Raw genomic sequence first — 25,736 nt, forward strand, 5'->3', positions numbered from 1 at the left:
GGGTGTTGGCGATCAACGCTCTCCGCGCAGATGCCCCATGAAGCGTGGTGCGGTCCGGCCCAGCGGCAGCTTGAGCTTGCCGATGGCGGCGATGCGCGCCTCGGCGATGCGGTCGGCGGCGTACTGCGGCGCGAGGTTCTCGCGTTCGGCCAGATCGAAGATCTTGCCGACGGTGTGGTAGATGGTGCGCATCATCCGCATCGCGCGCTCGCGGTTGTAGCCGTCGATTTCCAGCGACACGTTGATGACGCCGCCGGCGTTCACCGCGTAGTCCGGCGCATACAGGATGCCGCGCTTGGCGGCTTCCACGCCGGTGACGTGCGACATCTGGTTGTTGGCGGTGCCGCAGATGACCTTGGCCTTCAGGCGCGGCAGGGTCTCGGCGTTGATTGCGTATTCCAGCGCGCACGGCGAGAACACGTCCACCGGCAGATCGTAGATTTCGTCCGGCTTGACCGCCTCGGCGCCGTATTCCTCCACCGCGTACTCCACCAGCTTGGGATTGAGATCGGTGACGAACAGCTTGGCGCCGCGTTCCTTCAGCAGTTTGACGAACTCCATGCCGATATGGCCCAGGCCCTGGACGGCGAAGCTGTACTTGCCGATTTCCTCGTTGCCGAACTTGCGGTTGAGGGTGGCCATCAGGCCCTGCAGCGCGCCGTAGGCGGTGAACGGGGCGGGATCGCCCGAGCCGCCGTGGACCTGGTGCACGCCGACCACGTATTCGGTCTCGCGGTAGACGTTCTCCATGTCGTTGACGTCGGTGCCCACGTCCTCGGCGGTGATGTAGCGGCCGCCCAGCGAATCCACGTAGCGACCGAACGAACGAAACAGCACCTCGGTCTTGTCGGCGGTGCTGTCGCCGATGATCACGGCCTTGCCGCCGCCGACGTTGAGGCCGGCGAGGGCGTTCTTGTAGGTCATGGTGCGGCTGAGCCGGAGCGCGTCGGTCAGCGCCGCCTGACTGTCGGCGTAGGGGCGCATGCGCACCCCGCCCAAGGCCGGACCCAGGACCGTGCTGTGAACCGCGATGATGGCCTTCAGGCCGGCGTCGGGGTTGTGGCAGAAGACGACCTGCTCATGGCCGGACGTGTCGAGGGTTTCGAAGATCATCTGGGACTCCGGTGCGGCGTGGGGCCGCGGGCTACGCCGGGTGGCTTTGGCTAACCGCTTGTTCGAAAAATAAAAAAGCGACGTTTCCGGCTCGCCGTGGTCGTCGCAGGCGGGCATTCTAATCCATACGGCCGGCCGGGGGCAGTTTGTGGACGGGATCCCGTTTTCGTGCCGCTCCCCGGCCAGCTGACAGATGCGAACGACCGTGCTATTTTTGCCGCCATGAATCTGTGCGCCGCCACCAGCAAGGGCACGGCCACCCGCGAGATGATCGTCGAGCGGGCGTATGCCATCGCCTGCCGGCAGGGCCTGGAAGGCCTGTCCATCGGCGAGCTGGCGCAGGCCGCGGGCATGTCCAAGAGCGGCGTGTTCGCGCACTTCGGCTCCCGCGAGGATCTGCAGCTCACCGTGCTGGACTGGACCGCGCGCCGCTTCGGCGAGGCGGTGATGGCGCCCGCGCTGCGGCAGCCGCGTGGACAGGCGCGGCTGCGCGCGATCATGGACGGCTGGTTCGCCTGGGTGCGGGCCAATCCCGATGGTTGCGTGATTCTCGGCGCCGCCAACGAATACGACGCACGCCCCGGAATGATGCGCGAGCGCGTGATCGCCTGGCTGACCGAGTGGCGCGCCGTCGTCGCCAAGGCCGCGCAGATGTGCATCGACAGCGGCGAGTTCGCCGCCGACACCGATCCCGTACTGGTCTCGTTCCAGTTGTTCGCCATCACCGAAGGGCTGCACAACGCCCGGCTGTACGACCCCGCCCAGGCCGAAGCCCTGGCCCGGCGGGCGCTCGATCACCTGTTCGCCTCCTACGCCGCCTGATCCGGAGAGTCCCCCATGGCCGCCGTCGTTTCGCCACAAAAAAGCACGATCGTTCGTAAAAATGTCCGCCTGCTGCCGTTGCGCTCCGCCTTCGCCCTGGGCAGTTGGCTGATGCCGGAAGCCACGCTCCAGCATGCCTTCCGCCTGTTCGGCACGCCGATGCCCGGCGGCCGCGAGCGCGCACGCCGCAGCGATACCTGGGGTGCCAGCGTCCACACCTTCGCGCACGGCCGCGAGCGGCTCACCTGGTATGCCTGGGGAGATCCCCAGCGCCAGCCCATCGCGCTGCTGGCGCATGGCTGGTCGGGCTATGCGCTGCAACTGCTGCCATGGGTGGAACCATTGCGCCAGGCCGGCTACGCGGTGGTGGCGCTGGACCAGATCGCGCATGGCCGCAGCAGCGGCTACCGGGCGACGCTGCCGATGTTCGCCGACGTCCTGCACCGTTTCGCCGAACGCTTCGGCGGCGTGCAGGCGCTGGTGGCGCATTCCCTCGGCGGCGCGGCCGCCATGATCGCGCTCGCGCGCGGATTGCGGGCGGAGCGCGCGATCCTGATCGCGCCGGCGGCCGATCCAATCGCCGCGGCGCAGCGCTTCGGTGGTTTCGTCGGTCTCGCCGCGCATCTTTCGGCGCGCCTGTTCGACGAATTCGAGTCGCTGACCGGCATGGCGGTGGAAGGATTCCAGGCGCACCTCAATGCGCCCCGCATCGCCAGTCCCGCGCTGATCGTCCATGACCTGGAAGACCGCGAAGTGCCCTGGTCCGAAGGCGAGCGCTATGCGCGCTACTGGCCGGAGGCGCGCCTGCTGAGCACCACCGGGCTCGGACACAACCGCATCCTCACCGATCCCGGCGTCATTGCCGCGGCGATGTCCTACCTGGACGGACGCGCGGTGGGGCAGCGCGTCGTGTCCACGCCGGACCTGCCTTACGGATTCGCCTGAACAGGCACCCGGCCCGGGCTGCGCCGCCGCGCCAGACGGCGGCGTAGGGTGCTTCGACCAAAGGCGTCATGGGGCCGAACTCCGCCGCGCGCTACAATTCCGCCTCTAATGCATGCAATACGCGAGTGAGGGCGCGAATGAGCACACCGGCTTCCCAGCTTCCAGCAGCACGCGCGGATGTTTCCCCGCTGCGTTTCGTCACTGCGGCCAGCCTGTTCGATGGCCACGACGCAGCGATCAACATCATGCGCCGCCTGATCCAGGGGCAGGGCGCCGAAGTGATCCACCTGGGCCACAACCGCAGCGTCGAGGACGTGGTCCGCGCCGCGTTGCAGGAGGATGCCGACGGCATCGCCCTGTCCAGCTACCAGGGCGGCCACGTCGAGTACTTCAAGTACATGGTCGACATGCTCAAGGAGCGCGGCGCCAGCCACATCCGCGTGTTCGGCGGCGGCGGCGGCACCATCACCCCCGAGGAAATCGCCGAGCTTCAGGCCTACGGCGTCGAACGCATCTACCACCCCAACGACGGCATGAAGATGGGGCTGGTGGAGATGATCGAGGATGTGGTGGGCCGCGCGGGCGCGGCCCGGGATTCGGGAATGGGGATTCGGGATTCGCAAGATTCCCACGCCGCCATCGGTGACGAAGCGGCCATCGGGCACATGCTTAGTCGTATCGAGGATGGTGATTTCAGCGAAACCGAACTCGCCGCCCTGCGCCGGCAGTGGGCCAACCCGCGCTCCACCGAATCCCGCATCACCAATCTCGAATCCCGTCCCGGCACGCCGGTCATCGGCATCACCGGCACCGGCGGCGCCGGCAAGTCGTCGGTGACCGACGAGCTGATGAACCGGTTCCTGTCCAGCTTCCCGCAGATGCGGATGGCGGTGATCTCGGTCGACCCGACCCGCCGTCGCACCGGTGGCGCGCTGCTGGGCGACCGCATCCGCATGAACTCGCTGCGCAGCGAACGCATCTACATGCGTTCGATGGCGACCCGCCGGCAGAACGTGGCGACCAACGCGGTGCTGAAGGACTGCATCGCCTACCTGAAGTCGCTGGGCTTCGATCTGATCATCGTCGAGACCGCCGGCATCGGCCAGAGCGACTCGGAAATCGTCGACCTGGTCGATTTCCCGATGTACGTGATGACCAGCGACTACGGCGCGGCCAGCCAGTTGGAGAAGATCGACATGCTCGACTTCGCCGAACTGGTGGTGCTGAACAAGTACGACAAGCGCGGCGCCGAGGACGCGCTGCGCGACGTGCGCAAGCAGTGGAAGCGCAACCGGGTGGCGTTCCAGACGCCGGACGCGGATGTGCCGGTGTATCCGACCATCGCCAGCCAGTTCAACGATCCGGGCATCAGCTGGATGTTCGCCAACCTGTGCCGCCTGCTGCGCGACAAGCTGCACCTGCCGGCGGAGAAGTGGACGCCGGAGATCGACACCGAATTGAAGGAACCGCGCGCGACCGTGCTGATTCCCGGTGCGCGCGTGCGCTACCTGGCCGAGATCGCAGAGCAGGGCCGCGGCATCAACCGCCGCATCGAGAGCGAAGCCGAAACCGCCAGCCGCGCGCAGTCGTACTGGCAGTCGTTGCGGGATCTTGACGACCCGGCACTACCCAAGGCGCTGGATCTGTATGCCGCCGAAGATCTCCTTCCCCCGCTTGCGGGGGAAGGTGCCCGAAGGGCGGATGGGGGCAAGACGGGTGACGCCGGCCCCCACCCCAACCCTCCCCCGCAGGCGGGGGAGGGGGCAGGTCAAGTCGACCGCTCCCTGCTGACCCTACGCCAGCGCTACCAGGACGCCGTGCAGTCGCTGTCCAGCGAAGCGCTGAAGCTGCTGCGCGAGTGGCCGGCGCGGCTAAAGGCGGCGACCGACGAGGTCAACGAGTACGAGGTACGCGGCAAGACGATCCGCATCGAGAACTACCGCGAGTCGCTCAGCCACCAGAAGATTCCCAAGATCGCCGCGCCGAAATACCGTGGCTGGGGCGAACTGCTGACTTTCCTGCAGAAAGAAAACCTGCCGGGCAGTTATCCCTATACGGGAGGCGTGTATCCGTATCGCCGCACCGGCGAGGATCCGATCCGCATGTTCGCCGGCGAGGGCACGCCGGAGCGGACCAACCGTCGCTTCCACTACCTGAGCCTGGGCCAGCCGGCCGCGCGCCTGTCCACCGCCTTCGACAGCGTGACGCTGTATGGCGAGGATCCGGCGCCGCGTCCGGACATCTACGGCAAGATCGGCAACTCCGGCGTCAACATTCCCACGCTGGATGACATGAAGAAGCTGTACTCCGGCTTCGACCTGTGCGCGCCGACCACCTCGGTATCGATGACCATCAACGGTCCGGCACCGATCATCCTGGCGATGTTCATGAACACCGCCGTCGACCAGCAGGTGGAGAAGTACCTGAAGGCCGATGCCGATCGCTGGGCGGCTGCGCAGAAGAAGCTGGACGAACTGTTCGCCGGCCGCGAGCGTCCGCGCTATTCCGGCGAACTGCCGGCCGGCAACGACGGACTCGGCCTGGGCCTGCTGGGCGTGACCGGCGATCAACTGGTGGACGCGGACACCTACGCGCGGATCAAGGCCGAGACCCTGAAGACCGTGCGCGGCACCGTGCAGGCCGACATCCTCAAGGAAGACCAGGCACAGAACACCTGCATCTTCAGCACCGAGTTCGCCCTGCGCATGATGGGCGACATCCAGCAGTACTTCGTCGACAACGGCGTGCGCAACTTCTACTCGGTGTCGATTTCCGGCTACCACATCGCCGAGGCGGGAGCGAACCCGATATCGCAGCTGGCCTTCACCCTGTCCAACGGTTTCACCATCGTCGAGTACTACCTGGCGCGTGGGATGAAGATCGACGACTTCGCTCCGAACCTGTCGTTCTTCTTCAGCAACGGCATGGATCCGGAATACACCGTGATCGGCCGCGTCGCGCGGCGCATCTGGGCGCGCGCGATGCGCGAGCGCTACGGCGCCAACGAGCGCAGCCAGATGATGAAGTACCACATCCAGACCTCGGGCCGTTCGCTGCATGCCCAGGAAATCCAGTTCAACGACATCCGCACCACGCTGCAGGCGCTGTACGCGCTGTTCGACAACTGCAACAGCCTGCACACCAATGCCTACGACGAGGCGATCACCACGCCGACCGAGGAAAGCGTGCGCCGCGCGGTCGCGATCCAGATGATCATCAACAAGGAGCTGGGCCTCAACTTCAACGAGAACCCGTGGCAGGGCAGCTTCGCGGTCGAGTACCTGACCGACATCGTCGAGGAAGCGGTCTACAAGGAGTTCGAGGCGATCAGCGAGCGCGGCGGCGTGCTCGGCGCGATGGACACCATGTACCAGCGCGGCAAGATCCAGGAAGAATCGTTGTACTACGAGCACAAGAAGCACGACGGCAGCCTGCCGCTGGTGGGCGTGAACACCTTCCTGCCGAAGGAACACGGCGGCGAGATCGCCACCGAGATCGAGCTGATCCGCTCGACCGAGGAAGAGAAGGGCCAACAGATCACCAACGTGCGCGCCTGGCAGTCCTCGCGCAACGGCCTGGCGCCGGAGGGCGAGACCGACCACGCGCATTCCACCGCGCTGGAGGAACATGCCGAGGCCGACGCGCACGACGGCCATGGCCTGGCCTATCTGCAGAAGGCGGCGCGGGACAGGCGCAATGTGTTCGTCGCGCTGGTCGAGGCGGTCAAGACCCATAGCCTGGGCCAGATCAGCCACGCCCTGTACGACGTGGGCGGCGAGTACCGACGCAACATGTGAGGGACGGAGGGCCGCCGCCGAGCGGCCTTCCGGACGCTCCTGCGACGGGCGGTGAAATCCGATGACGCCCGGCGGGCGTGTTTGCCGGTAGAGGAAATGCAGGCCAGTGGTGGCCTGCACCACCCCTATCGAGGAGACACCCCATGCGCAAGTTCATCATCCGCTCCACCTCCTTTGCCAGCCTGTTGCTGCTGGCCGGCGCCGCCCTGGCCGGCGGTCCGATCAATCCGCCGCCCGCTTCCTGCGCGGTGGACGAGGTCTACAAGTGCGAAACCATCGGTGGTCAGAAGTACTGCAAATGCGCCAAACGCGATCTGTCGGCGGCGCCACAGCGCAATGACGAGCCGCGGCGCCTGAAGGGCAAGCCCCAGCACCTGGTCAATCATGGCTCCGGTGCGACCGGGCAGACCCCGGCGGCACCGCAGCCGGAACCGCGCAAGTCCGATCAGCGTTGACTGTCGGGCGGGAGAGGGCGCAGGCGCGCCCTCAATCCCCGGATGCGGCCTCTTGCTTGCCCATCGGGCGATGCGGATCGCTACATCATCAGGCAGTCCAGTCCATCCAGCGCGATGTGGATGAGCAGGCCGACACCGAACCAACGGGTCCGGCGCGGGACCACCAGCGCACCGTAGAGCAGCATCGCTGGCCAGGTGTGCAGCGGATGGAATCCCAGGCTGCACCGCCCGGGCGCGTAGATCGGATCGGCCAGCAGGTGATCCAGATCGATGATCCAGCCGGCCAGCATCCAGGCGGCGGCGCGCTTCCATTCCTTCGGCCAGAACAGGCGCGCGGTGGCGACGGGCACCAGCACGTGCAGCAGCAGATGGATGATCGGACGCGGTTCGAGGTCGGGCAGGGGCATTTTCGCGAAGCTCAGCGCCGCGTTGCCAGCCAGCGATCCAGCTGGTTGGCGAAGGCCTGCCGATCACGGGCATTGAAGGCGGCCGGCCCGCCCGTCTGTACGCCGGCGCCGCGCAGTTCGTCCATGAAGTTCCGCATGGAGAGCCTTTCGGCGATGTTGTCGGCGGTATAGCGGTCGCCGCGCGGATTGATCGCCTGCGCGCCATTGGCCAGCACCCGCGCCGCCAGCGGAATGTCCTGGGTGACCACGAGATCGCCGGTACGCGCGCGTTCGGCGATGGCGTCGTCGGCCACGTCGAAGCCTCCCTGCACCTGCAGCGCGCGGATGTACCGGGAAGATGGGGTGCGCAGCCACTGGTTGGCGACCAGGGTCACCTGGACCTGTGCGCGTTCGGCCGCGCGGAACAGGATTTCCTTGACCGGCCCGGGGCAGGCGTCGGCGTCCACCCAAATCCGGGGACCGGGAGACGATGCGTCGTTCACCGATGGTCCCCCCTGCCGGAACGCACCGGAGCGGAGGGTGTCGCCGTCCGGCGTGGGACGCGGCGGGGAGGGGGGACGCGGGAAGCGGAAAATCGTTGCATGAGAGAAGGCAGGGAGAGCGGACGCGGGCCCCACACGATAGCCCGATCCTGCTGTCGGGACCGCCTGGATGGCAACAGCGGCTTTACGGGAGATGTGGAAGGGTGTCGATTTCAGGCGGCCCGGTTCGTCGGTTGATTACACCCTCAATCCCGCAGGAGCTTCCGCATGTCCCTCGTGAAACCCATCACCCCGCATCTGTGGTTCGACACCCAGGCACGCGAAGCCGCCGCGTTCTACTGCTCGCTGTTTCCCGATTCGCAGGTCGACTCCATCGTCCGGTTGCGCGATACGCCCTCCGGCGACTGCGACGTGGTCTCGTTCACCCTGGCCGGCCAGCCGTTCATGGCGATCAGCGCCGGTCCCGTGTTCACGTTCAATCCCTCGACTTCCTTCCTGGTCCATTTCGATCCCGCGCGTGACGGGCAGGCGCGTGAGCAACTGGATGCGATGTGGGCCAGGCTCATCGACGGCGGGCAGGCATTGATGCCGCTGGATGCGTATCCCTTCAGCGAGCACTACGGCTGGGTGCAGGATCGCTACGGCCTGTCCTGGCAACTGATGCTCAGTCCGCCTGGCGCACCCCCGCGCCCGCGCATCGTGCCGGTATTGATGTTCACCGGCGAGGTGTACGGGAAGGCCGAAGAGGCTGCGAAATTCTATCGTTCGGTGTTCGACGATTCCGAAGCCGGGCAGATGGCCCGCTACACGGAGGACAGCGCCAACGATCGCGCCGGCGCGGTCATGTTCTCCGACTTCCGCCTGGGCGATACCTGGATGGCGGCGATGGACAGCGGCCATCCGCACGGCTTTGCCTTCAACGAAGCCATCTCGTTTCTGGTCACCTGCCGCGATCAGGCCGAAATCGACCGCTACTGGGCGCAGCTGTCGTCGGTGCCTGAGTCCGAGCAGTGCGGTTGGTGCAAGGATCGCTTCGGGCTGTCCTGGCAGATTTCGCCGCAAGGGCTGGACGAGATGATGACCTCGGGCGATGAAGCGCTGGTTGGGCGGATCACGCAGGCCGTCCTGGACATGCACAAGCTGGACGTCGCCAGGATCGAAGCGGCGGCGCGGGAGCAGTAGCCCGCGACGCACGGGGCGGTCGCGAACCGCCCCGTGCCTGTCGCGGATCGGCGCCTAAGGACGTTTCTTGTAGGTAATCTCCATCATCTTGGCCTCCTTGCCATCCGGGCCGGGCGCGTACATCTCGAATACCTCCGTGCTCTTGTCGGACCAGCGGGTGGTCATGCGAGAGGTCACGGGTTTCTTGCTGACAGGGTCGTGATAGGTGCCGGTATAGGTGCAGGCCATGCTGGCGTCGCAGGTGCCCTCGCTGACCATCAGGCCGGTGCTCATGCTGTCGTTCCAGGTGGACCAGTGCTTGCCGGTGACATTGTCGAAGCCGTGCAGGCCCTGTCCGGTGAATGGTTGGCCCATCATCTGCGAGCTGACTTCCTCCACCAGCACGCGATCGCCGAGGATCATACTGCGGGTCGCAGTGCCTTTGTCGATGGTGGGCGGGGTATCCGGAGCGTGCCAGCTTTTCACGGTCAGGTCGTAAGTACCGGCCAGTGTGGCGAGTTGTCGATGTTCGGCGCCGGGCGTGCCGGCTTTCTGGAAGGCTTCCATCATCGCCTTCATTTCGGGCGTCATGGGGGGTGCCTTGTCGTCCTGCGCCGTGGCCGAGGCGGCGGGCAGCAGGCAGGCGAGGGCGAGGGAAAGAACGGAACTGCACTTCATGGCAGGACCTCCGGGGACATGGCCAGGTTGCGGTGGGCATGGGGGTGCGCCGTATTTGCACCAGTCCGCGCTCAATCCGCGTGAAGGTGGACCACCGTGGGTCCGGGAAGGGAAACACGCGGAACCCCGCGCACGGGCCGCGGCGCATGGGTGCGTGCCCGCACGGGCCTGCTAAAGTGCTGCTCCTTTTCCGCTTCCGCCCGTCGCCCCCGCATGAACACGACCGACCGCTTCTATCCCATCGGCACGCCCGGCCAGCCCTGGGGCGCCACCGAGAAAGCCGAATGGCGCGCCCGCCAGACCGTCCAGCGCAGCTACGCCGCCGACGTGCTGACGGTGATCGAGCGCCTGCGCGCGCGGTTCGACGTGGAGCAGTACGGTGAGCTGGACTACGGCGCGGACGGCCGCTATCCGCTGTTCGCCGTGCGCAGTCGCGACTGGAATCCCGCGCTGCCGATCATGCTGGTGACCGGTGGCGTGCATGGCTACGAGACCAGCGGCGTGCACGGCGCGCTGCAGTTCCTGGAACAGCGTGCGGCGGACTACGCCGGCAAGGTCAACCTGCTGGTGACGCCGTGCATCAGCCCATGGGGCTACGAGCGCATCCACCGCTGGAACGCCGACGCGTTGGATCCGAACCGCTCCTTCCGCGAAAACAGCCCGGCGCAGGAATCGGCCGCGCTGATCGGGCTGGTCGCGCCGATCCGCGACCTGGCGCGCATGCATATCGATCTGCATGAAACCACCGACACCGACGAGAGCGAGTTCCGCCCGGCCTTGGCCGCGCGCGACGGCAAGCCGTTCGAGCCGGGCGAGATTCCCGACGGGTTCTACCTGGTCGATGACAGCGAGAATCCGCAGCCCGACTTCCAGCGCGCGGTGATCGCGGCGGTGGAGCAGGTCACCCACATCGCGCCGGCCGACGCCAACGGCGAGATCATCGGCTCGCCGGTGGTGGCCCCCGGCGTCATCGAGTACGCGTTCAAGCCGCTGGGGCTGTGTGCCGGCGTGACCAACGCGCGCTACACCACCACCACCGAGGTTTACCCGGACAGCCCCAAGGCGACCCCCGCGCAATGCAACGACGCCCAGGTGGCGGCGGTGTGTGCGGCGATCGACTACGCACTTGCCCACGCTTGAAGCCCGCGGAGTCCGGCCCCATTTCGTTCCGTGAAAGGCATTCCGGGGCGGCGGGTGTAACCTCCGCCCGGTAACACCCGAGAGGACAGGACCATGGCAACCGGTTGGGCCGGCGACGGCGCCGTACAGGATCAGATCGACGCGACCGTGAAGGACGCGATTGCGCGCGCGCGCCGCAATCTGCCGACCGGTCCCAGCCTCTCCCACTGCGAAGAATGCGATGCGCCGATTCCGCCGGCACGGCAGAAGGCCGTGCCCGGCGTGCGCCTGTGCGTGGCCTGCCAGGAAGCGGCCGACCAGGCGCAGGAGCAGGGACAGATGTACAACCGGCGCGGGAGCAAGGACAGCCAGTTGCGCTGAAGCGCGCTGCCGGACGGCAGGACGGAAAGCGCATCAACGCGCAGGAGTGTCCGTGGCCTCGTCCCCTTCGTCCTCGTCTTCCGGACCGACCCACCAGTTCCAGCCTTCCTGATATTCAGGGACCGGGCATTCACATGTTTCGATGGCATCGACCGAACGGCCGGGCCCCCGGCTCACCCAGGCTTGCAGCAGTGCTTCGACCGAATGCCGGCTCTGAGCGGCGATACCGAGATTGCGCTCGGTTTGCCAATCGTCGCATGTGTCGTCCTGCTCGGAATGGAGATGGGGAGCTCCGTAGCTGCAACGCATGCAGTAGTGGTGGATGCTGCGGGTCCAGTCTTCCGTGTAACCGATACCGGGCGCGGTCGCTTCGAGCAGCGCCTGCAGATCATCCGGTCCCGGACTGGAAACGAACACCACGAAAGTTTGAAAGTCGGAGGCAACCAACCGTTCGAGTTCGTTGAATACCGGTACGTCGCGTTCTCCGTCAAAGCGACGACCGGTCGACGCGCCATCATGGAGCACGATATCGCCGAAGCGATGTCCGCTTTCGGGCAGGGGAACGTTGAGCAGCCGGGCGCGGACCGGGTCGATGCGTTGCATGAACACCGTTTCGCCGGCATGCCAGGGGTTCTGGCGGACCACGGCCACCCCGTGATTGCCTTCAATGGGGCCTTCGCCCTCCTGGACATGGACGCCGCAGGCGGCCCACAGGCGGCGGGCCTGCGCCCATTCGCCCAGCGCGGTGGCGGCGATGGCGGCGTTCCAATGCTCCGCCTCGTCCATTTCGTCGGATAACTCGATCGCGCGCAGGTTGTGGTGCAGCGACACCGGCCAGTCCATCAGGTACTTATGTGCCAGCCCACGCATGTAGTGGTAGTAAGGCCGATCCGGATGCTGCGAGAGCAAGCGCTCGAATGCGAGCGAGGCCTCGCGTAGCTCTCCACGGTGCATGGCGTCGTAGGCTTGGGCGTGCAGGGTGGCGAGTGTTTCCTGGGAAGTTTCGGTCATTGCCGCCACGATGTGGGATGTCCATAGCATTATGCCCACCGACAGCCCAGACGGATTGCATCCCTGGGGCGTCATGAGGATCATCTCCTGGCCGCATGACCATGGCGCATCCGGACGAAATTCAGGAAACGAGAGGATTGGAAGACCGTGGCAAATCATCAGGGTGATCTATTCGGCGGTCCGTCACCGCCACTGCATCGCCTGTTCTTCGCACTCCTGCCATCCGCGTCGGAGCGCATGCAAGTCGCGGGCATAGTCGACGGACTGCGCGCCAGCCACCCGCATACGCGCTGGGTAAATCCGGAGCGCTACCATCTGACCCTTCACTACCTGGGCGAGAGCAGCGGTCCCCGGGAAGACTGGATAGCGCGGGCACGGGAAGCCGCTGAAGGGTTCAGCGGCGAGGCCTTCCACCTGCAACTGGATCATCTGCTCCCGCTGGGAAATCCGCGGCGACCGGCGCTTACGCTGGCGGCCTTTTCTTCCTCGACGGAATTGCTCCGTTTCTGGCGTGGCCTGCAGGAACGCCTGATCTGGGCCGGTTTCAAGGATCATGTCGGCAGGATCTTTGTGCCGCACCTGACCCTGGGCTACAGCGAGCCAGGGCCCGCCACGCCGGCGGTGGCGTCGGTTGGCCTCGCGCCCGATGGATTCGTGTTGATACAGAGCATCGAGGGGCAATCGGATTACACCTTCCTCGGTCACTGGCGCCTCGGTACGGATTGAGCCCCTGGCATGTCAGCGCGGCTGTGGACCGAAGATGCTCGGTTCGCGCGGCCGCCGCAGGCGCTCCAACTTGGCCTGGTATTGGGCACGTGTCGCTCCCTCGCTCAATTCCTGGGCGCGGGCGAGGGCGCGGCCCGCGCGGCGTGCCTTGCCAAGATGCAGATACGCCCGCGCCAGCCCAAGATAAAACCGGTGTTCGCTGCCGAAGAGCCGGAGGGCGCGCTGGTAATAGTCGATCGCACCCTCGTAGTCGCCCGAGCGCTCGTGCTCGAGTGCAAGCAGGAACTGATCGAATGGGTCGTGCGCACGAACCCGCTCCAGCCGCCGTTGCAGTGGCTTGGCCTCGGCAACGCGCCCGCTGCGGTTGTAGAACGTCACCAGGTTGAACAGCGCGGAGGAATAGTTCTCATTCAGTGTCAGGGCATGCAGGTAAGCGCGTTCGGCGCCCGCCGCGTCGCCACGCCGGAGTGCAGCAACACCCGTGTTGTTCCAGAAAGCCGGATATCCGGGGCTCAGCGCGCGCGCGCGCGCGAGGTACGCCTGTGCGCTGGCGGCGTGGCCGGCGCCCAGCAGATCAACCGCACGATTGTTATAGAACATGGCGAACAGGTGCGTGTCGGGAATCGCCTCGGGCTGTTGCCGTGCGATGACCTGGTCCCAGGCCACGTCCACGCTGAAGCGCTGGCGTCCGATGCGGATGCCGGCATTGACGTGGTTGTTGCGATAGACGGTGTTGCCCTCCTGGTACCAGGTCAGCACGTCCTCGATTTCCTGTGCGTAGGCCTGCAGTCCGTCCGCGCGCGCCAGTGCCACCACCATCAGGGTGAAGCTGAGGCAATTCGCGCGACCGGTCTGATACGTCTGGCCGACGGTGTAGTTGGCGCCATTCTGGTACTGCAAGCCCAGGCCGCCTTCCTTTGAGAACAGGAAGTCGACCAGCCGGTTGAGTCGTGCCGAGGATTGGACGTCGCCCGCCTGCGCCATCCATTGCCGGAACCGGTCCTGCAGTTCCGGAGGCACGGCCATGATTTCTTCGACCGTGGGCAGGTCGGGAGGAACCTGCGCATCCGGCAGCGGCGGCTGCGGCGAAAGCGCCAGGGCGGCGGCGAGCAACCACGTGGCCATACGCGTACCTCCACGTCTTCGGCCAAACTCCGGTCGCCGCCAGTCTAGTCCTTTCCGTGGCCGGTGGAGTGAAAACGACGGATGGGAAAGACAAACGGAAGCGCGGATTACAACCGCGTCCCCGGCGCCGATCGTGGCAAGCTGTGCGGATGAAAATCGAAGCCGCCACCAACGCCGATCTGCCTCGCCTGCTCGAGGTCTGGGAGTCCGCCGTCCGCGCCACCCACCACTTCCTGGAGGAGGCCGACATCCAGATGTTCCGTCCGCTGGTGCGCGATGGCTATCTCCCTTCCGCCGAGCGACTGGCGGTGGCCCGGGCCGGCGACGGCCAGCCCTGCGGGTTCGTCGGCGTGGAGGCCGGCAAGGTGGAGATGCTGTTCGTCGACCCGGCCCACCACGGGACCGGCGCGGGCAAGGCGTTGCTCCGTCACGCGATTGAAAGCTGGGGCGCGCGCCGGGTGGACGTGAACGAACAGAACCCGGGGGCGGTGGGGTTCTACCTGCACATGGGCTTTGAGCTGGAATCGCGATCCGAACGGGATGGGCTGGGCAAACCGTTCCCGCTGCTGCACCTGCGGTTGTCCGAAGGCCGCACCGAGACGGTGGGGCGAAAGACGCGATGAACGCAACCCACTGGCTGGTTCCCTGTCCGGATTGCGGGGCGATGAACCGCCTGCCGCCGGAACGGCTCGGCCAGTCGCCCGGTTGCGGGCGCTGCCACCAGCCGCTGTTTCGCGGGCGGCCATTGGCGCTGACCACCGGCGACTTCGACCGCCACGCGCTGCGCAGCGAGCTCCCGTTGCTGGTGGACTTCTGGGCACCGTGGTGCGCCCCGTGCCTGGCGATGGCGCCGCAGTTCGAGGCCGCGGCGCAGGCGCTGGAACCGCGGATGCGCCTGGCCAAGGTGGACACCGAAGCGGAGACGGCGCTGGCCGCCCGCTACGGTATCCGCAGCATTCCGACCCTGGTCCTGATTCGCGGCGGGCGTGAACTGGCCCGCCAGTCCGGGGCGTTGTCACGCGAGCAGATCGTGGACTGGGCCCGGCGCGCGCTGGCCGGGGCTTGATCCCGCGCCGCCATGACTTCAGTCGGATACCCCTGGTCCGGACGGGCGTGCCACCATCGACGGTTGTCGTGGTGGTCGCCACGCCCCGAACGGAGCCGAGATGCCGATGAAGTCCTCCCGCCTGATGCTTGCCCTGTCCCTGAGCCTGTCCGCGGCCGCCCTGGCCCAACAGCCCGACATCACCGACCTGACCCGTGACTCCGGGGTGCCGCGCGCGCCTGAACAGGAGGCGGTCGTGTTCGAGCATGCGGACCTGAGCTTCAAGGTCGTGCCGGCGGAAAAGGCCATCCAGGGTGACGCCCGGTTGACCTTCCGGGCCAGGTCGCCGATCCAGCGGGTGGTCGTGGATCTGGACCGCAACCTGGCGGTCAGCCGGGTCGAGGCCGACGGCGCCGTCCTGCCGGCCAGCGCCTGGCGCAATCCGGAAGGGCGCATGACCATCGATCTGCCCGCGCCGGTGGCGGCGGGGCAGCAGGTGAAGGTCCGCATCGTCTATGGCGGGAAGCCGCACGTGGCCAAGCGCGCGCCCTGGGACGGCGGCTTCGTCTGGGCGACCGCGCCCACCGGCGAACCCTGGGTCGCCTCGGCGGTGCAGGGCGAGGGCTGCGACCTGTTCTGGCCCTGCATCGACCATCCGCAGGGCGAACCGTCGGTCGTGGACCAGCACATCACCGTGCCGGCGCCGCTGGTTGCGGCCGGCAACGGCATCGCCATGGGCATGCAGGAAAAGGACGGCTGGCGCACGTACCACTGGCGCGCACGCGATTCGAATACCTATGCCATTGCCCTGAACATTGGTCCCTACGAGGAGATGAAGGGCGAATACCGCAGCCGCTTCGGCAACACCATCCCGCTGCATTTCTGGCATTTGAAGGGGCGCGAGGCGAAGGCGCGCGGCCTGTTCGCCGAGTTCCCGCAGGTGCTGGACTTCTTCGAACGCAACATCGGCCCGTATCCATTCGGCGACGAGAAGATGGGCGTGGTCGAAACCCCGCACCTGGGCATGGAACACCAGACCATCAACGCCTACGGCAACGACTACAAGAAGGACAAGTACGGCTACGACTGGCTGCTGCAGCACGAGTTTGCCCACGAGTGGTTCGGCAACCAGTTGACCAACGTGGACTGGGACGACATGTGGCTGCACGAGGGCTTCGGCAGCTACATGCAGCCGCTCTACCTGCAGTACCTGCGCGGCGAGATGGAGTACCACGCCGCGTTGCTGGACCAGCGTGCCGGGCTGGTCAACAAGTATCCGATCGTGTCCGGCAAGAGCCAGACCGAGAAGACCGTCTATGACCGTGAGAATGGCCCGGGCCTGGACATCTACTACAAGGGCTCGCTGATGCTGCACATGCTGCGCGGGCTGATTGGCGATGAGGCCTTCTTCGCCAGCATCCGCCAGGCCGTGTACGGCACCGACACGCCGCAGCCGGGCAAGTTCAAGCCGCGCTATGTCTCCACCCGCGACTACATCGACATCGTCCGCAAGGTGACCGGCCGCGACTACGGCTGGTTCTTCGACGTCTACCTGTACCGCGCCGCGCTGCCGGAACTGGTCGCCGAGCGCGACGCCAGCGGCCTGAACCTGCGCTGGAAGACCCCGGACGACCTGCCGTTCCCGGTACCCGTGGAAGTCCGTGTCGGCGGGGTGGACGGCAAGGTCCAGACCGTGGCCATGGACAACGGCCGGGGCCGGTTGACGCTCCCCGTGGGCGAGCCCTATACCCTGGATCCGGCTTCGCGCCTGCTGCGGGCATTGCCGCATATCGTGGAATACCAGCAGGACGCCGAGGCGCGCCGCAAGGCGGCGGCGGAGGCGGCCAAGGGAAAGGCACGCTGAGGGGCGCGGAATGGGGGACCGCCCCGATCCTGTCACGGCATTTTTTTGCATTGCGGCGGCTGGACCGTTAGATTTCGCTCTTTGAAACCTTCGGCGGCGCGATGGACGTGCGGGGAAGCCTGGTCTGCGTGGGAACGGGGATGATGCTGGGGGCCCATATCGGCCCCCGCGCACGCGGTCACATTGAACAGGCAGATGTCGTCTTTCTCGCCGTTTCCGACCCCCTCGTAGAGTTGTGGGTGCAGGGAATGAACGCCGATGTCCGCAGCCTGCAACCGCTGTATGCGGAAGGCAAGTCACGCCGCGATACCTATGGGGAAATGGTGGAGTCGATGCTGGTGGAAGTCCGTGCCGGAAAGCATGTTTGCGGTGCGTTCTACGGCCACCCCGGCGTATTCGCGCTGGCGCCGCATCTGGCGATAGAGCAGGCCCGCGAGGAAGGATTCGACGCGAGCATGGAGCCCGGCATCTCGGCGGAAGACTGTCTCTACGCCGACCTGGGCATCGATCCAGGCACCTATGGCTGCCAGCATTACGAAGCCAGCCAATTCATGCTCTACCAGCGGCGCATCGATCCCTCCGCATACTTGATCCTCTGGCAGGTGGGCCTGGCCGGCGACCGAAGCCTGCGGCGATTCAGTACATCGTCCGCCGAACGGCAGTTGCTGGTCGACCTGCTGGCGCAGGATTATCCGTTGAATCACCATGTGATCGCCTATGAAGCGGCTACCTTGCCGATCACGAAACCGCGCCAGGAACGGTTCCCGCTGTCGGCCTTGCCGATGATGGAATTGAATCTGCAGACCACTCTGGTCGTGCCTCCGGCATGCCCGATGCAGCCCAACCGGGACTTGCGCCAAAAGCTCGAATTGCTGGGAACCGTGGCCAACCGCGCCCCGGCTTCCTTCCACCACCAACCGCAGAGGACGCACCATGTCAAACGCAATACGTTTTCTTGAATCACTGGGCCAGAACCCGGCGCTGTCGCGCCTGCCGGCCGAGCAACTGCAGGAAATGATCGATTCGCTCGAGTTGACCGGCAACGAAAGCGACGCCCTGCGCCGTCAGGACGCGGTGGCCCTGGCCGATGCGCTGGAAAAGCGCGCCCCGTTGTTCTGCATCCTCTGGGAGCCTGGCCAGGAGCCGAGTCCGCTGGATACCCCGGACGATACGGAACCGCTGCGCGACCCGACTCCGGATGGCGACGCGCCGGAAGAGGAATAAGGTCACGACGGTGGGCCGGCGTGCGACGATCCGAACCATCCTGCGTTGCGGGATGCTGTCGTTCGCCTTGTGTCTGCCCTTCCTGGCCATGGCGGCAGCGTCTCCCGGACTGGAGACGCTGCTGCAGCAGGCCGAGGAGGCGCGGAGTTCGGATCCGCACCGCTTCCAGCGATTGCTGGGTGAGCTGGAGCAGCACATCGATCGCGCCGACAAGGCCCAGAGGGAACAGATCGAGTACCTGCGAGCCTACGGCTTCAGCTTTCGCGGACACTATGACGAGGCGATAAGGCACGCCCGCGCGTTGATGGAGTCCTCGACCAATCCCGAGATCCAGTTCCGGGCGGGCGCGTTGATAGTCAACACCCATGCCCTGCGCCGCCAGTTTACGGACGGGTTGCGCCAGTTGGAGCAGACCCTCACCCTGGTGGACAAGATCCAATCGGCCAAGTTGCGTCATCACGGCCTGGGCGTGGCGTCCTATCTCTACAACCAGGTCGGACAGTACCGCCTGGGCCTGCGCTATGCGGATCGGATCCTGGAAGAGGAACCGGATGCGCGTACGTTGTGTTTCGCCAACCAGGCCCGATTCGATTCTCTCTACAACCTGGGCGAATTGCCTTTCGATGACGACGTCGTCGTCGAAGCGATCAACCAGTGCGACGCGTCCCACGAGACGGTCACCGCCAATGGAATCCGGTTGATCCTCTCCAAGAAATGGGCCGAATCCAACCGCCGCAAGCAGGCCATCGCCTTGATGGACGGGCACCTGAAGGAGATCGAGGAGACTGGCTATACGCACCTGATAGCGCAGGTCAAGGCATTCCTGGCCGAACTCTTGCTGGACGCGGGCGAATACGCCGCGGCGGAGACCTACGCGAACGAGAGTCTGGCCCAGAACACACCCGGGAGCACCTCCTCGCTGGCCAGTGCCTACAAGACCATGTACCAGATCGCCGAGGCGCGGAAGGATTCGGAGACGGCACTGGTCTATTACCGCCGTTATGCCGAAGCCGACCGGGCCTATCTGAACGAAGTCAAGGCGCGCGAGCTCGCGTATCAGATGGTCCGCCAGGAGATTCTCGAAAAATCCCAGCAGATCCAGCGACTGGACAGCCAGAACCAACTGCTCAAACTCCAACGCAAGGTGGAGAAACAGGCGGGACAGAACACCCGGCTGATTATCATCCTGCTGGTCGTGTTGCTGGCGACCATCGCCTACTGGGCGTACAAGACCAAGCGCGTCCAGGTTTCGCTGAAGCATCTTGCCGAGACGGATGCGTTGACCGGCATCTGCAACCGCCACCACTTCACCCAGTCGGCAGGGCGGACGTTGAGCCAATGCGAGCGCAACGGAGAGGAAGTGGCGGTGATCATGTTCGACCTCGACCACTTCAAATCAATCAATGATCGGTTCGGCCATCCGGCGGGCGATTGGGTCCTCAAGCAGGTGGCGCAGGTATGCCAGTCGCTGTGCCGGCGGATCGATGTGCTGGGGCGTCTGGGCGGGGAGGAGTTCGCGATGCTGATGTACGGCTGTGATCTTCGCTCGGCGATTCGCCTGGCCGAGGACTGCCGGACGCGTATCGCTTCCATCGATACATCGGAGATCGGCCAGCGGATTCAGGTGACCGCGAGTTTTGGAGTTACCTCGACCGCCATATCCGGCTATGTACTGCAGCGGCTGCTTTCCGATGCGGACCGGATGCTCTACCAGTCCAAAGCCCAGGGACGCAATCGGGTCACCGCGTTCCGGGCGGCTTCCCAGGATGACGGCGAGGCATCCCATCCCCCTGAAGCGTCCTGGACCGAGGTGGCCGAGACGCAGGGCGCGCGACCAGGTTGAGCGACACTGGCCACCTGAACGGGCTGCCCGATACCGAGTGGGAACCGATGCGATAAGATCGTGCGCAGGCAGGCCGGTCGGCGCGGGCCTCCAAAAAATGGGGGAAGTACAGATTCAATGCGGTTGGGTTCGTCTGCACTCACGCGGTATGGGCAGGTGATGGCTACCCTGGACACGGGGATGGGCCGCCGGGCCGTGGGCTACCTCCGGGCGTGCTACCTGTGCCTGGCCCTGCTGGCATCGACGAGTGTGGCCGCGGGTACGCCGAAGCCCGAAGTGACGGAACTGTTGGCGCAGGCCGAGTCGATCCGCAGTGGGGATCCCGTGCGATTCGCCGAACTCGTCAGCCAGCTGCAGGGCAGGCGGCAGGAGTTGCGAGGTCTCCAACAGGATCAATTGGCGTATCTCGAGGCGTACGGGATTGCCTTTTCCGGCAAGTACGAAGCGGCGATTCCACGGTTGCAGAAGCTGATGGCGTCTTCGACCGACAGTGATACCCGCTTCCGGGCCGGCGCACTGCTGGTGAATCTTTACACCAAGAGCCGGCGATTCGCGGAGAGCCTGCGGCAGCTTGGTCGCCTGCTACCGCAACTGGATCAAGTGCGTGACCCGCAGTTGCGCATCCATGCCCTGGTGGAAGCCTCCTATCTGCACAACGAGATTGGGCAGTACAGCCTGGGCATGCAGTATGCCGAGCGCATCCTTGCCAGCCAGCCGGATGCCCGTGCCCATTGCTTCGCCGAGTATCTCAAGTACGACGCGATGCTCAACCTGGCGACGCTGTCTCCGGACAGGATGGACTCGCTGCAAGAAGCGATCGAGCAGTGCACGCAAGGCGGAGAGCGGCTGCTCGCCAACCATATGCGCGTGATCCTGGCGAAAACGATGGCCGCGGAGCGCAAGCGCCCCGAGGCCATCGCGCTGTTGCGTTCGCACATGGCGGAGGTCGAGTCGTTCCGGTATCCATATCTGGCCGTGCTGGTCAAGGCGACGCTCGCCGACCTGCTGTTCGAGCGTGGCGATTTGCAGGCGTCGGAAACCTATGCTTCCGAGGCGATTGCGCTCAGCGGAGCGGTCGGCACGAGTACCCAATCGCTGGTCGGCGCCTACCGCACGATGTACCGGATCGCCGAGCGCAGGCGCGATACGGAAACCGCGCTGGTCTATTACCGTCGCTACGCGGAAGCCGACAAGGCCTATCTCAACGAGATCAAGGCGCGCGAGCTGGCCTACCAGATTGTCCGCCAGGAAACCTTCGAAAAGTCGGAGCAGATCCAGCGACTTGGCAGCCAGAACCAGTTGCTGCAACTGCAACGCAAGCTGGAGAGCAAGTCGGTCCAGAACACCCGCCTGGTGGTGGTGCTGTTGACCATGCTCCTGGCCAGCATCGGCTACTGGGCATATCGCACCAAGCGCACCCAGATGATGTTCAAGCGGCTGGCGCAGACCGACGCGCTGACCGGCATCGGCAACCGCAGCCATTTCAGCATCCAGTCCGAACGCCTTTTGGCCCAGTGCGCGAGGAACGAGCAGGAAGTCGCGCTGGTCATGTTCGATCTCGACCATTTCAAGACGATCAATGATCGCTACGGCCACGCCGCCGGCGATCAGGTGCTGGTGCGGGTGGCCGAGCTTTGCCGCGGTCTGGATTACCGCAATGCCGTGGTTGGCCGGCTGGGCGGGGAGGAATTCGCCCTGCTGTTGCCTGGCATGAGCCTGGCGCAAGCGGTCGAGGCGGCGGAGGATTGCCGCCAGCGCGTCACCCGCATCGATACTTCGGGCACGGGCCATCGTTTCCTCGTCACCGCCAGCTTCGGCGTCACCACCACCGCGTTGGCCGGCTATCAACTCGCGAGGTTGTTTTCGCTCGCCGACCGCATGCTGTATCGGTCAAAGCATGACGGTCGCAATCAGGTCAGCGCCTACGAAGGTGGCTATTCGTTGCCCGAACGGCGGACGGTACCGGCGAGCGGCGAGACAGCACGCCGGGAAACGCAGGAACAGGAAAGCTGAAAAGACATCGTCGCACCTTGCGACTCCAGGTGAACCGCGCCTGCGTTAAGCTTCATCGGCGGCACAGCCAGTGCCGATGAATGAAGGAGCTTTCCCCATGATCCAGCGATTCGATGTCGGCCCCCGCATGTCGGAAATGGCCATCCACAACGGCGTGGTCTACCTGGCCGGCCAGATCGCCGACGACGCCAGCCAGGACATCCGCGGCCAGACCCGGCAGGTACTGGCCGCCGTCGACGCGCTGCTCGCGCAGGCCGGGACCGACAAGAGCAAGTTGCTGCGGGTGGAAATCTTCCTGAAGGACATGCTCGATTTCGAGGGCATGAACCAGGCCTGGGACGAGTGGGTGGTGCCCGGCCACACCCCCCCGCGCGCAACGGTCCAGGCCCGCCTGGCCAATGCCGAGTGGCGCATCGAGGTGCTGGTGACCGCCGCGGTCTGAGCCGTCGGAATGGCCCGCGTGGCGGGCCTTTGCGGGTCGGCGGGCAAAAATGTTTGACCTATCCCGCAGGCCCGATTAACATACGCGGCCCGAGATTCGGGCGGTTAGCTCAGCGGTAGAGCACTGCTTTCACACGGCAGGGGTCACAAGTTCGAACCTTGTACCGCCCACCATATAAGCCCCTGATTTTTAGGGGTTTTTTGACACAAAGGCCACCTCAAAAGGGTGGCCTTTGTGTTTTCGTCCTGCAAGAGTCCTGCAAAAGGCCCAGTTCTTCGCCCGATATAAGCAGAACTGTGTACTGCTCAAACTAGATTGGAGCGGATACGCTTGGGGCTGGGCTCAAGGAAGGGAGGGGGCGATGCAATTCAAGTCATTTCATGTCAGGAAATTCCGGAACATTGTCGATTCCGGCCAAGTGAAAGTATCCGAGTCGGTCACGTGCCTTGTAGGCAAGAATGAGGCCGGAAAGTCAGGCGCGCTTGAAGCTCTGTATCTGCTGAATCCTGCGTACAAGGTCAAACCTGATCTTGAGAAACAATATCCGCGCTGGCTACTCGCCAAGGACAGGCGTTCTGGTGACCTGTCCGAAGTTGAGTTCATTAGCGCCGAGTTCGCGCTAGACGCTGATGAAATTGCGGAACTTGAAGAAGCGCTCGGCAGCAAAATTTTCAAATATGACTCTTTCAGGGTCACACGCTCATACAGCGGTAAACAGCTTTGGTATTTGAGTGCCGATGAGGGTGCCATAGCCGCGCATCTTAGAGGGCAGCTATCGAAGGACGTTCAGAAGATCGTCGGAAAAGTATCGACGCTTAAGGCGTTGGCTGAAGCGATCAACGGAATCGACGCTGCCGCTCATGAAGATGTTGATGGTGGCGAGATTAAAGCGGCTAAACAACTCGTCACCAAACACAATCTTCTGACGGCATCCGCTTTCGATCTTGTCTATGGTGTGATTGGCGAAAAGCTTCCAACATTCTTCAGGTTCACGGGATATAACACGCTCCCGGGCCGAATTGACTTGCGCGAAGTGACTGCGGCCGATGAAGAACCGGGCAACAGCGCAATGCAAACCGCACGCGCGCTAATCGCGTTGGCGGGGACGACAGCAAAGCAACTCAGCGCGGACGACTATGAGCAGCGTCGCGGTGAAATGGAAGCCGTGTCGATTGACCTGACAAATCAAGTATTCGACTACTGGAAGCAGAATCCTGATCTGGAAGTCAGCATTGACGTGGATAAGGAAGAGATACCACAGCACAACGGTACGCGCGTGGCAGCAAGGTTCCTAGACATTCGATTGAGGGACCGACGCACAGGGTACTCAAACAATTTTAGCCAGAGGTCGTCCGGCTTCCAGTGGTTTTTTTCCTTCTTGGCTGCCTTCAGCGAGTTTGAGAACAAGGAGTCAACGGTTGTACTTCTTGATGAGCCCGCCTTGGCGTTGCACGGCCGTGCGCAGGCGGACTTTCTTCGTTTTATCAATGAGCGACTTGCTCTCGCTTCCCCAGTCATCTATACGACGCATTCGCCCTTCATGGTCGAAATGGGGCACCTTGAGCGCGTGCGAATTGTCGAGGACCGGGGCCCGCCTGAGGGTTCCGTTATTTCAGAGGATGCGCTAGCTAACGATCCTGATAGCTTGTTCCCTTTGCAGGCCGCGCTGGGTTATGACATCGCACAGAGCTTGTTCATCGGCCCCAACAACCTCGTCGTTGAAGGGACGTCTGATTTCATCTACCTGACTATCATGAGTCAGGTTGCCAGTCAGAAGAAAAAGGTCGCGCTAGATTCACGCTGGCGCATTCTTCCCAGCGGCGGCGCAACTAACATCCCAACATTTGTGAGCTTGGTTGGCCCGCATCTTGATATCACCGTTCTGGCCGATTCTGATACCCAAGGCATGCAGCGTGTCACGGGCATGATCGAGAAGAAGCTGATTACTGGAACCAGGCTGATTCTTGCGAACGAAGTGACGGGGCAAAAGAACTCCGACATCGAAGACCTGTTCTCTGTAGAAGACTACTTGAGTCTTTACAATGATACCTTCAAGGCAAAGCTAAAGCCGGCCGACCTCGGGCCGGGCGATAGAGTTGTCAAGCGAATCGAAGCCAAGATCGGAAAGGCATATGACCACGGTGAAGTCGCTGAAACACTTTTGAGGACTCATCAGGGGAGGACATTCAGCGACGAAACGATTGAGAACTTCTCTAAACTGAATGGCCTAATCAATGCAACTATGAAGGCTTGAGCTATGAGTGTCGTTGAATGGACGGATGTGAATGAGCACCTCCCGATGCATGCGTCGTCGGTCCTTGTGAAAACTCGGCACGGCGACATTTTTGCCGGAAAATACATTGAGTTTCCCAGTGATCCAAAGCAGGGATTCATAGTCCCGGTGCCGCTCGCGTACGATGACATTACACATTGGCGGTACGAAGTGCTGGCATAAAAAAGGCCCCGGTAGCACCTTGGCGCGCTACCGGGGCCTTTGCCCAACTTGGTCACGACCACGTTGGGCTTGATGCAGTTTCGCGACTTCTCAGGTCGCCTCTGCTGGTGCGGTTTTTCAGGAGAGCGGCACTCACACCTAAACCGCCTGGTGACACCGTGCACTAGTCGCTACGCACCACCGTCAATGTCGGCGGCGATTTGGTAGCGAATTTGTTGCGGCCACGCGCGATTTCGCGGGCGTTGTCCTTTGCCATTTCTTTCTTGCCTTTCTCGCCCATCCTGGCGTGTTCGTAAGGCAGCAGCGCCTTGGCGGCATCCATGCGCAGGCCGATGGGCAATTGCGCATTGTTCATGGCGTCTTGCAGGAACGCTTTGCTGTCCGCGTAGTCGCCGCGCTTCATCACATAGGTATCCACGCCCTCTTTTGCGGGGCGGGCGGCATTGAGCGCCTTGCGCACAGCCGGATGCTTCGCCAGGCGGTCACCGGCCTGCGCCGCGCTGCCAGGCGCGTAACCTGCGGCCAGGGCGGCATCCTTGTTCGTGCATCCCGCTGCCTTGTGGGCCACGAATGCTTCTTGCTTTTTGGTCAGTTCGGTCATGTTTGTTCAGCCTTCAAGGGGTTTTTA

Annotated in this window: 24 protein-coding genes and 1 tRNA gene; 18 read left to right on the top strand and 7 right to left on the bottom strand. The window is 64.3% G+C overall.

Features of this window, described 5'->3' with window-relative positions:
- Positions 1-12: 12 nt before the first annotated feature.
- The gene (locus IB228_RS14180) at positions 13-1,113 is read right to left on the bottom strand and encodes a Glu/Leu/Phe/Val dehydrogenase (protein WP_183637125.1); all 1,101 of its coding nucleotides are present in this window, start codon (positions 1,111-1,113) and stop codon (positions 13-15) included.
- A gap of 222 nt (positions 1,114-1,335) precedes the next feature.
- Between IB228_RS14180 and IB228_RS14185 the strand changes: the two genes are divergently transcribed.
- The 4 genes from IB228_RS14185 (at position 1,336) to IB228_RS14200 (ending at position 7,132) form a co-directional block, all read left to right on the top strand.
- The gene (locus IB228_RS14185) at positions 1,336-1,935 is read left to right on the top strand and encodes a TetR/AcrR family transcriptional regulator (RefSeq protein ID WP_183637123.1); all 600 of its coding nucleotides are present in this window, start codon (positions 1,336-1,338) and stop codon (positions 1,933-1,935) included.
- Between the two features lie 15 nt (positions 1,936-1,950).
- On the top strand, positions 1,951-2,880 hold the full coding sequence (locus tag IB228_RS14190; protein WP_183637121.1) for an alpha/beta fold hydrolase: 930 nt from the start codon (positions 1,951-1,953) through the stop codon (positions 2,878-2,880).
- A 137-nt stretch (positions 2,881-3,017) separates the two neighbouring features.
- A complete protein-coding gene (locus IB228_RS14195) occupies positions 3,018-6,677 on the top strand; it encodes a methylmalonyl-CoA mutase family protein (RefSeq protein ID WP_192198948.1) in 3,660 nt (1,219 codons plus the stop codon).
- 143 nt (positions 6,678-6,820) lie between these two features.
- Positions 6,821-7,132 carry a hypothetical protein gene (locus IB228_RS14200; RefSeq protein ID WP_183637117.1) on the top strand — a complete coding sequence of 104 codons (312 nt, stop codon included), beginning with the start codon at positions 6,821-6,823 and terminating at the stop codon, positions 7,130-7,132.
- Positions 7,133-7,212: 80 nt separating this feature from the next.
- On the opposite strand, the gene IB228_RS14205 is transcribed toward IB228_RS14200, so the two are convergent.
- Together IB228_RS14205 and IB228_RS14210 are read right to left on the bottom strand one after the other, a co-directional pair.
- On the bottom strand, positions 7,213-7,539 hold the full coding sequence (locus tag IB228_RS14205) for a DUF6122 family protein (RefSeq protein WP_192198949.1): 327 nt from the start codon (positions 7,537-7,539) through the stop codon (positions 7,213-7,215).
- A gap of 11 nt (positions 7,540-7,550) precedes the next feature.
- Entirely contained in the window at positions 7,551-8,021 is a 471-nt protein-coding gene (locus IB228_RS14210; protein WP_192198950.1) for a YaiI/YqxD family protein, read from the bottom strand.
- Positions 8,022-8,288: 267 nt separating this feature from the next.
- Between IB228_RS14210 and IB228_RS14215 the strand changes: the two genes are divergently transcribed.
- Positions 8,289-9,203, top strand: a complete 915-nt coding sequence (locus IB228_RS14215; RefSeq protein ID WP_183637109.1) for a VOC family protein — start codon at positions 8,289-8,291, stop codon at positions 9,201-9,203.
- A 54-nt stretch (positions 9,204-9,257) separates the two neighbouring features.
- Here the strand turns inward: IB228_RS14215 and IB228_RS14220 are convergent, their stop codons facing one another.
- Positions 9,258-9,860 (bottom strand): DUF1579 domain-containing protein, encoded by a 603-nt coding sequence (locus IB228_RS14220; RefSeq protein ID WP_192198951.1) that lies wholly within the window; start codon positions 9,858-9,860, stop codon positions 9,258-9,260.
- A gap of 213 nt (positions 9,861-10,073) precedes the next feature.
- On the opposite strand from IB228_RS14220, the gene IB228_RS14225 reads away from it, so the two are divergent.
- The gene (locus tag IB228_RS14225; RefSeq protein ID WP_192198952.1) at positions 10,074-11,000 is read left to right on the top strand and encodes a M14 family metallocarboxypeptidase; all 927 of its coding nucleotides are present in this window, start codon (positions 10,074-10,076) and stop codon (positions 10,998-11,000) included.
- Between the two features lie 93 nt (positions 11,001-11,093).
- Positions 11,094-11,360: a DksA/TraR family C4-type zinc finger protein gene (locus IB228_RS14230; RefSeq protein ID WP_183637101.1), complete on the top strand. Its 267-nt coding sequence runs from the start codon at positions 11,094-11,096 to the stop codon at positions 11,358-11,360.
- A gap of 33 nt (positions 11,361-11,393) precedes the next feature.
- Here IB228_RS14230 and IB228_RS14235 read toward each other — a convergent pair whose 3' ends face one another.
- Positions 11,394-12,371, bottom strand: a complete 978-nt coding sequence (locus IB228_RS14235) for a hypothetical protein (RefSeq protein ID WP_192198953.1) — start codon at positions 12,369-12,371, stop codon at positions 11,394-11,396.
- 147 nt (positions 12,372-12,518) lie between these two features.
- Between IB228_RS14235 and IB228_RS14240 the strand changes: the two genes are divergently transcribed.
- Complete coding sequence (locus IB228_RS14240) at positions 12,519-13,097, top strand: 2'-5' RNA ligase family protein (RefSeq protein WP_343227085.1); 579 nt, start codon at positions 12,519-12,521, stop codon at positions 13,095-13,097.
- Between the two features lie 12 nt (positions 13,098-13,109).
- Here the strand turns inward: IB228_RS14240 and IB228_RS14245 are convergent, their stop codons facing one another.
- The gene (locus tag IB228_RS14245; RefSeq protein WP_192198955.1) at positions 13,110-14,222 is read right to left on the bottom strand and encodes a tetratricopeptide repeat protein; all 1,113 of its coding nucleotides are present in this window, start codon (positions 14,220-14,222) and stop codon (positions 13,110-13,112) included.
- 68 nt (positions 14,223-14,290) lie between these two features.
- Here IB228_RS14245 and IB228_RS14250 point away from each other — a divergent pair, with 68 nt between their 5' ends.
- The 10 genes from IB228_RS14250 (at position 14,291) to IB228_RS14295 (ending at position 24,907) form a co-directional block, all read left to right on the top strand.
- Positions 14,291-14,845 (top strand): GNAT family N-acetyltransferase, encoded by a 555-nt coding sequence (locus IB228_RS14250; RefSeq protein WP_343227086.1) that lies wholly within the window; start codon positions 14,291-14,293, stop codon positions 14,843-14,845.
- Entirely contained in the window at positions 14,842-15,288 is a 447-nt protein-coding gene (gene trxC / locus IB228_RS14255; RefSeq protein ID WP_192198957.1) for a thioredoxin TrxC, read from the top strand. The genes IB228_RS14250 and trxC overlap by 4 nt, the downstream gene beginning before the upstream one ends.
- A 106-nt stretch (positions 15,289-15,394) precedes the next feature.
- Positions 15,395-17,131, top strand: a complete 1,737-nt coding sequence (locus IB228_RS14260) for a M1 family metallopeptidase (protein ID WP_192198958.1) — start codon at positions 15,395-15,397, stop codon at positions 17,129-17,131.
- A gap of 101 nt (positions 17,132-17,232) precedes the next feature.
- Positions 17,233-18,090, top strand: a complete 858-nt coding sequence (locus IB228_RS14265; protein ID WP_192198959.1) for an SAM-dependent methyltransferase — start codon at positions 17,233-17,235, stop codon at positions 18,088-18,090.
- Positions 18,065-18,355 carry a hypothetical protein gene (locus IB228_RS14270; protein ID WP_192198960.1) on the top strand — a complete coding sequence of 97 codons (291 nt, stop codon included), beginning with the start codon at positions 18,065-18,067 and terminating at the stop codon, positions 18,353-18,355. Before IB228_RS14265 ends, IB228_RS14270 begins: the two co-directional genes overlap by 26 nt.
- Positions 18,356-18,407: 52 nt before the next feature.
- A complete protein-coding gene (locus IB228_RS14275) occupies positions 18,408-20,198 on the top strand; it encodes a GGDEF domain-containing protein (RefSeq protein ID WP_192198961.1) in 1,791 nt (596 codons plus the stop codon).
- 159 nt (positions 20,199-20,357) lie between these two features.
- Positions 20,358-22,211, top strand: coding sequence for a GGDEF domain-containing protein (locus IB228_RS14280; protein ID WP_192198962.1), 1,854 nt, complete (start codon positions 20,358-20,360; stop codon positions 22,209-22,211).
- Between the two features lie 97 nt (positions 22,212-22,308).
- On the top strand, positions 22,309-22,653 hold the full coding sequence (locus IB228_RS14285; protein WP_141452518.1) for a RidA family protein: 345 nt from the start codon (positions 22,309-22,311) through the stop codon (positions 22,651-22,653).
- A gap of 98 nt (positions 22,654-22,751) precedes the next feature.
- A tRNA-Val gene (locus IB228_RS14290) sits at positions 22,752-22,826 on the top strand.
- Positions 22,827-23,014: 188 nt separating this feature from the next.
- Positions 23,015-24,907, top strand: a complete 1,893-nt coding sequence (locus IB228_RS14295) for an AAA family ATPase (RefSeq protein WP_192198963.1) — start codon at positions 23,015-23,017, stop codon at positions 24,905-24,907.
- A 364-nt stretch (positions 24,908-25,271) separates the two neighbouring features.
- Here IB228_RS14295 and IB228_RS14300 read toward each other — a convergent pair whose 3' ends face one another.
- Positions 25,272-25,709, bottom strand: a complete 438-nt coding sequence (locus IB228_RS14300) for a terminase small subunit (protein ID WP_192198964.1) — start codon at positions 25,707-25,709, stop codon at positions 25,272-25,274.
- Positions 25,710-25,736: the final 27 nt, after the last annotated feature.

It is taken from the genome of Pseudoxanthomonas sp. PXM04, assembly GCF_014851695.1.
GTDB lineage: Bacteria > Pseudomonadota > Gammaproteobacteria > Xanthomonadales > Xanthomonadaceae > Pseudoxanthomonas_A > Pseudoxanthomonas_A beigongshangi.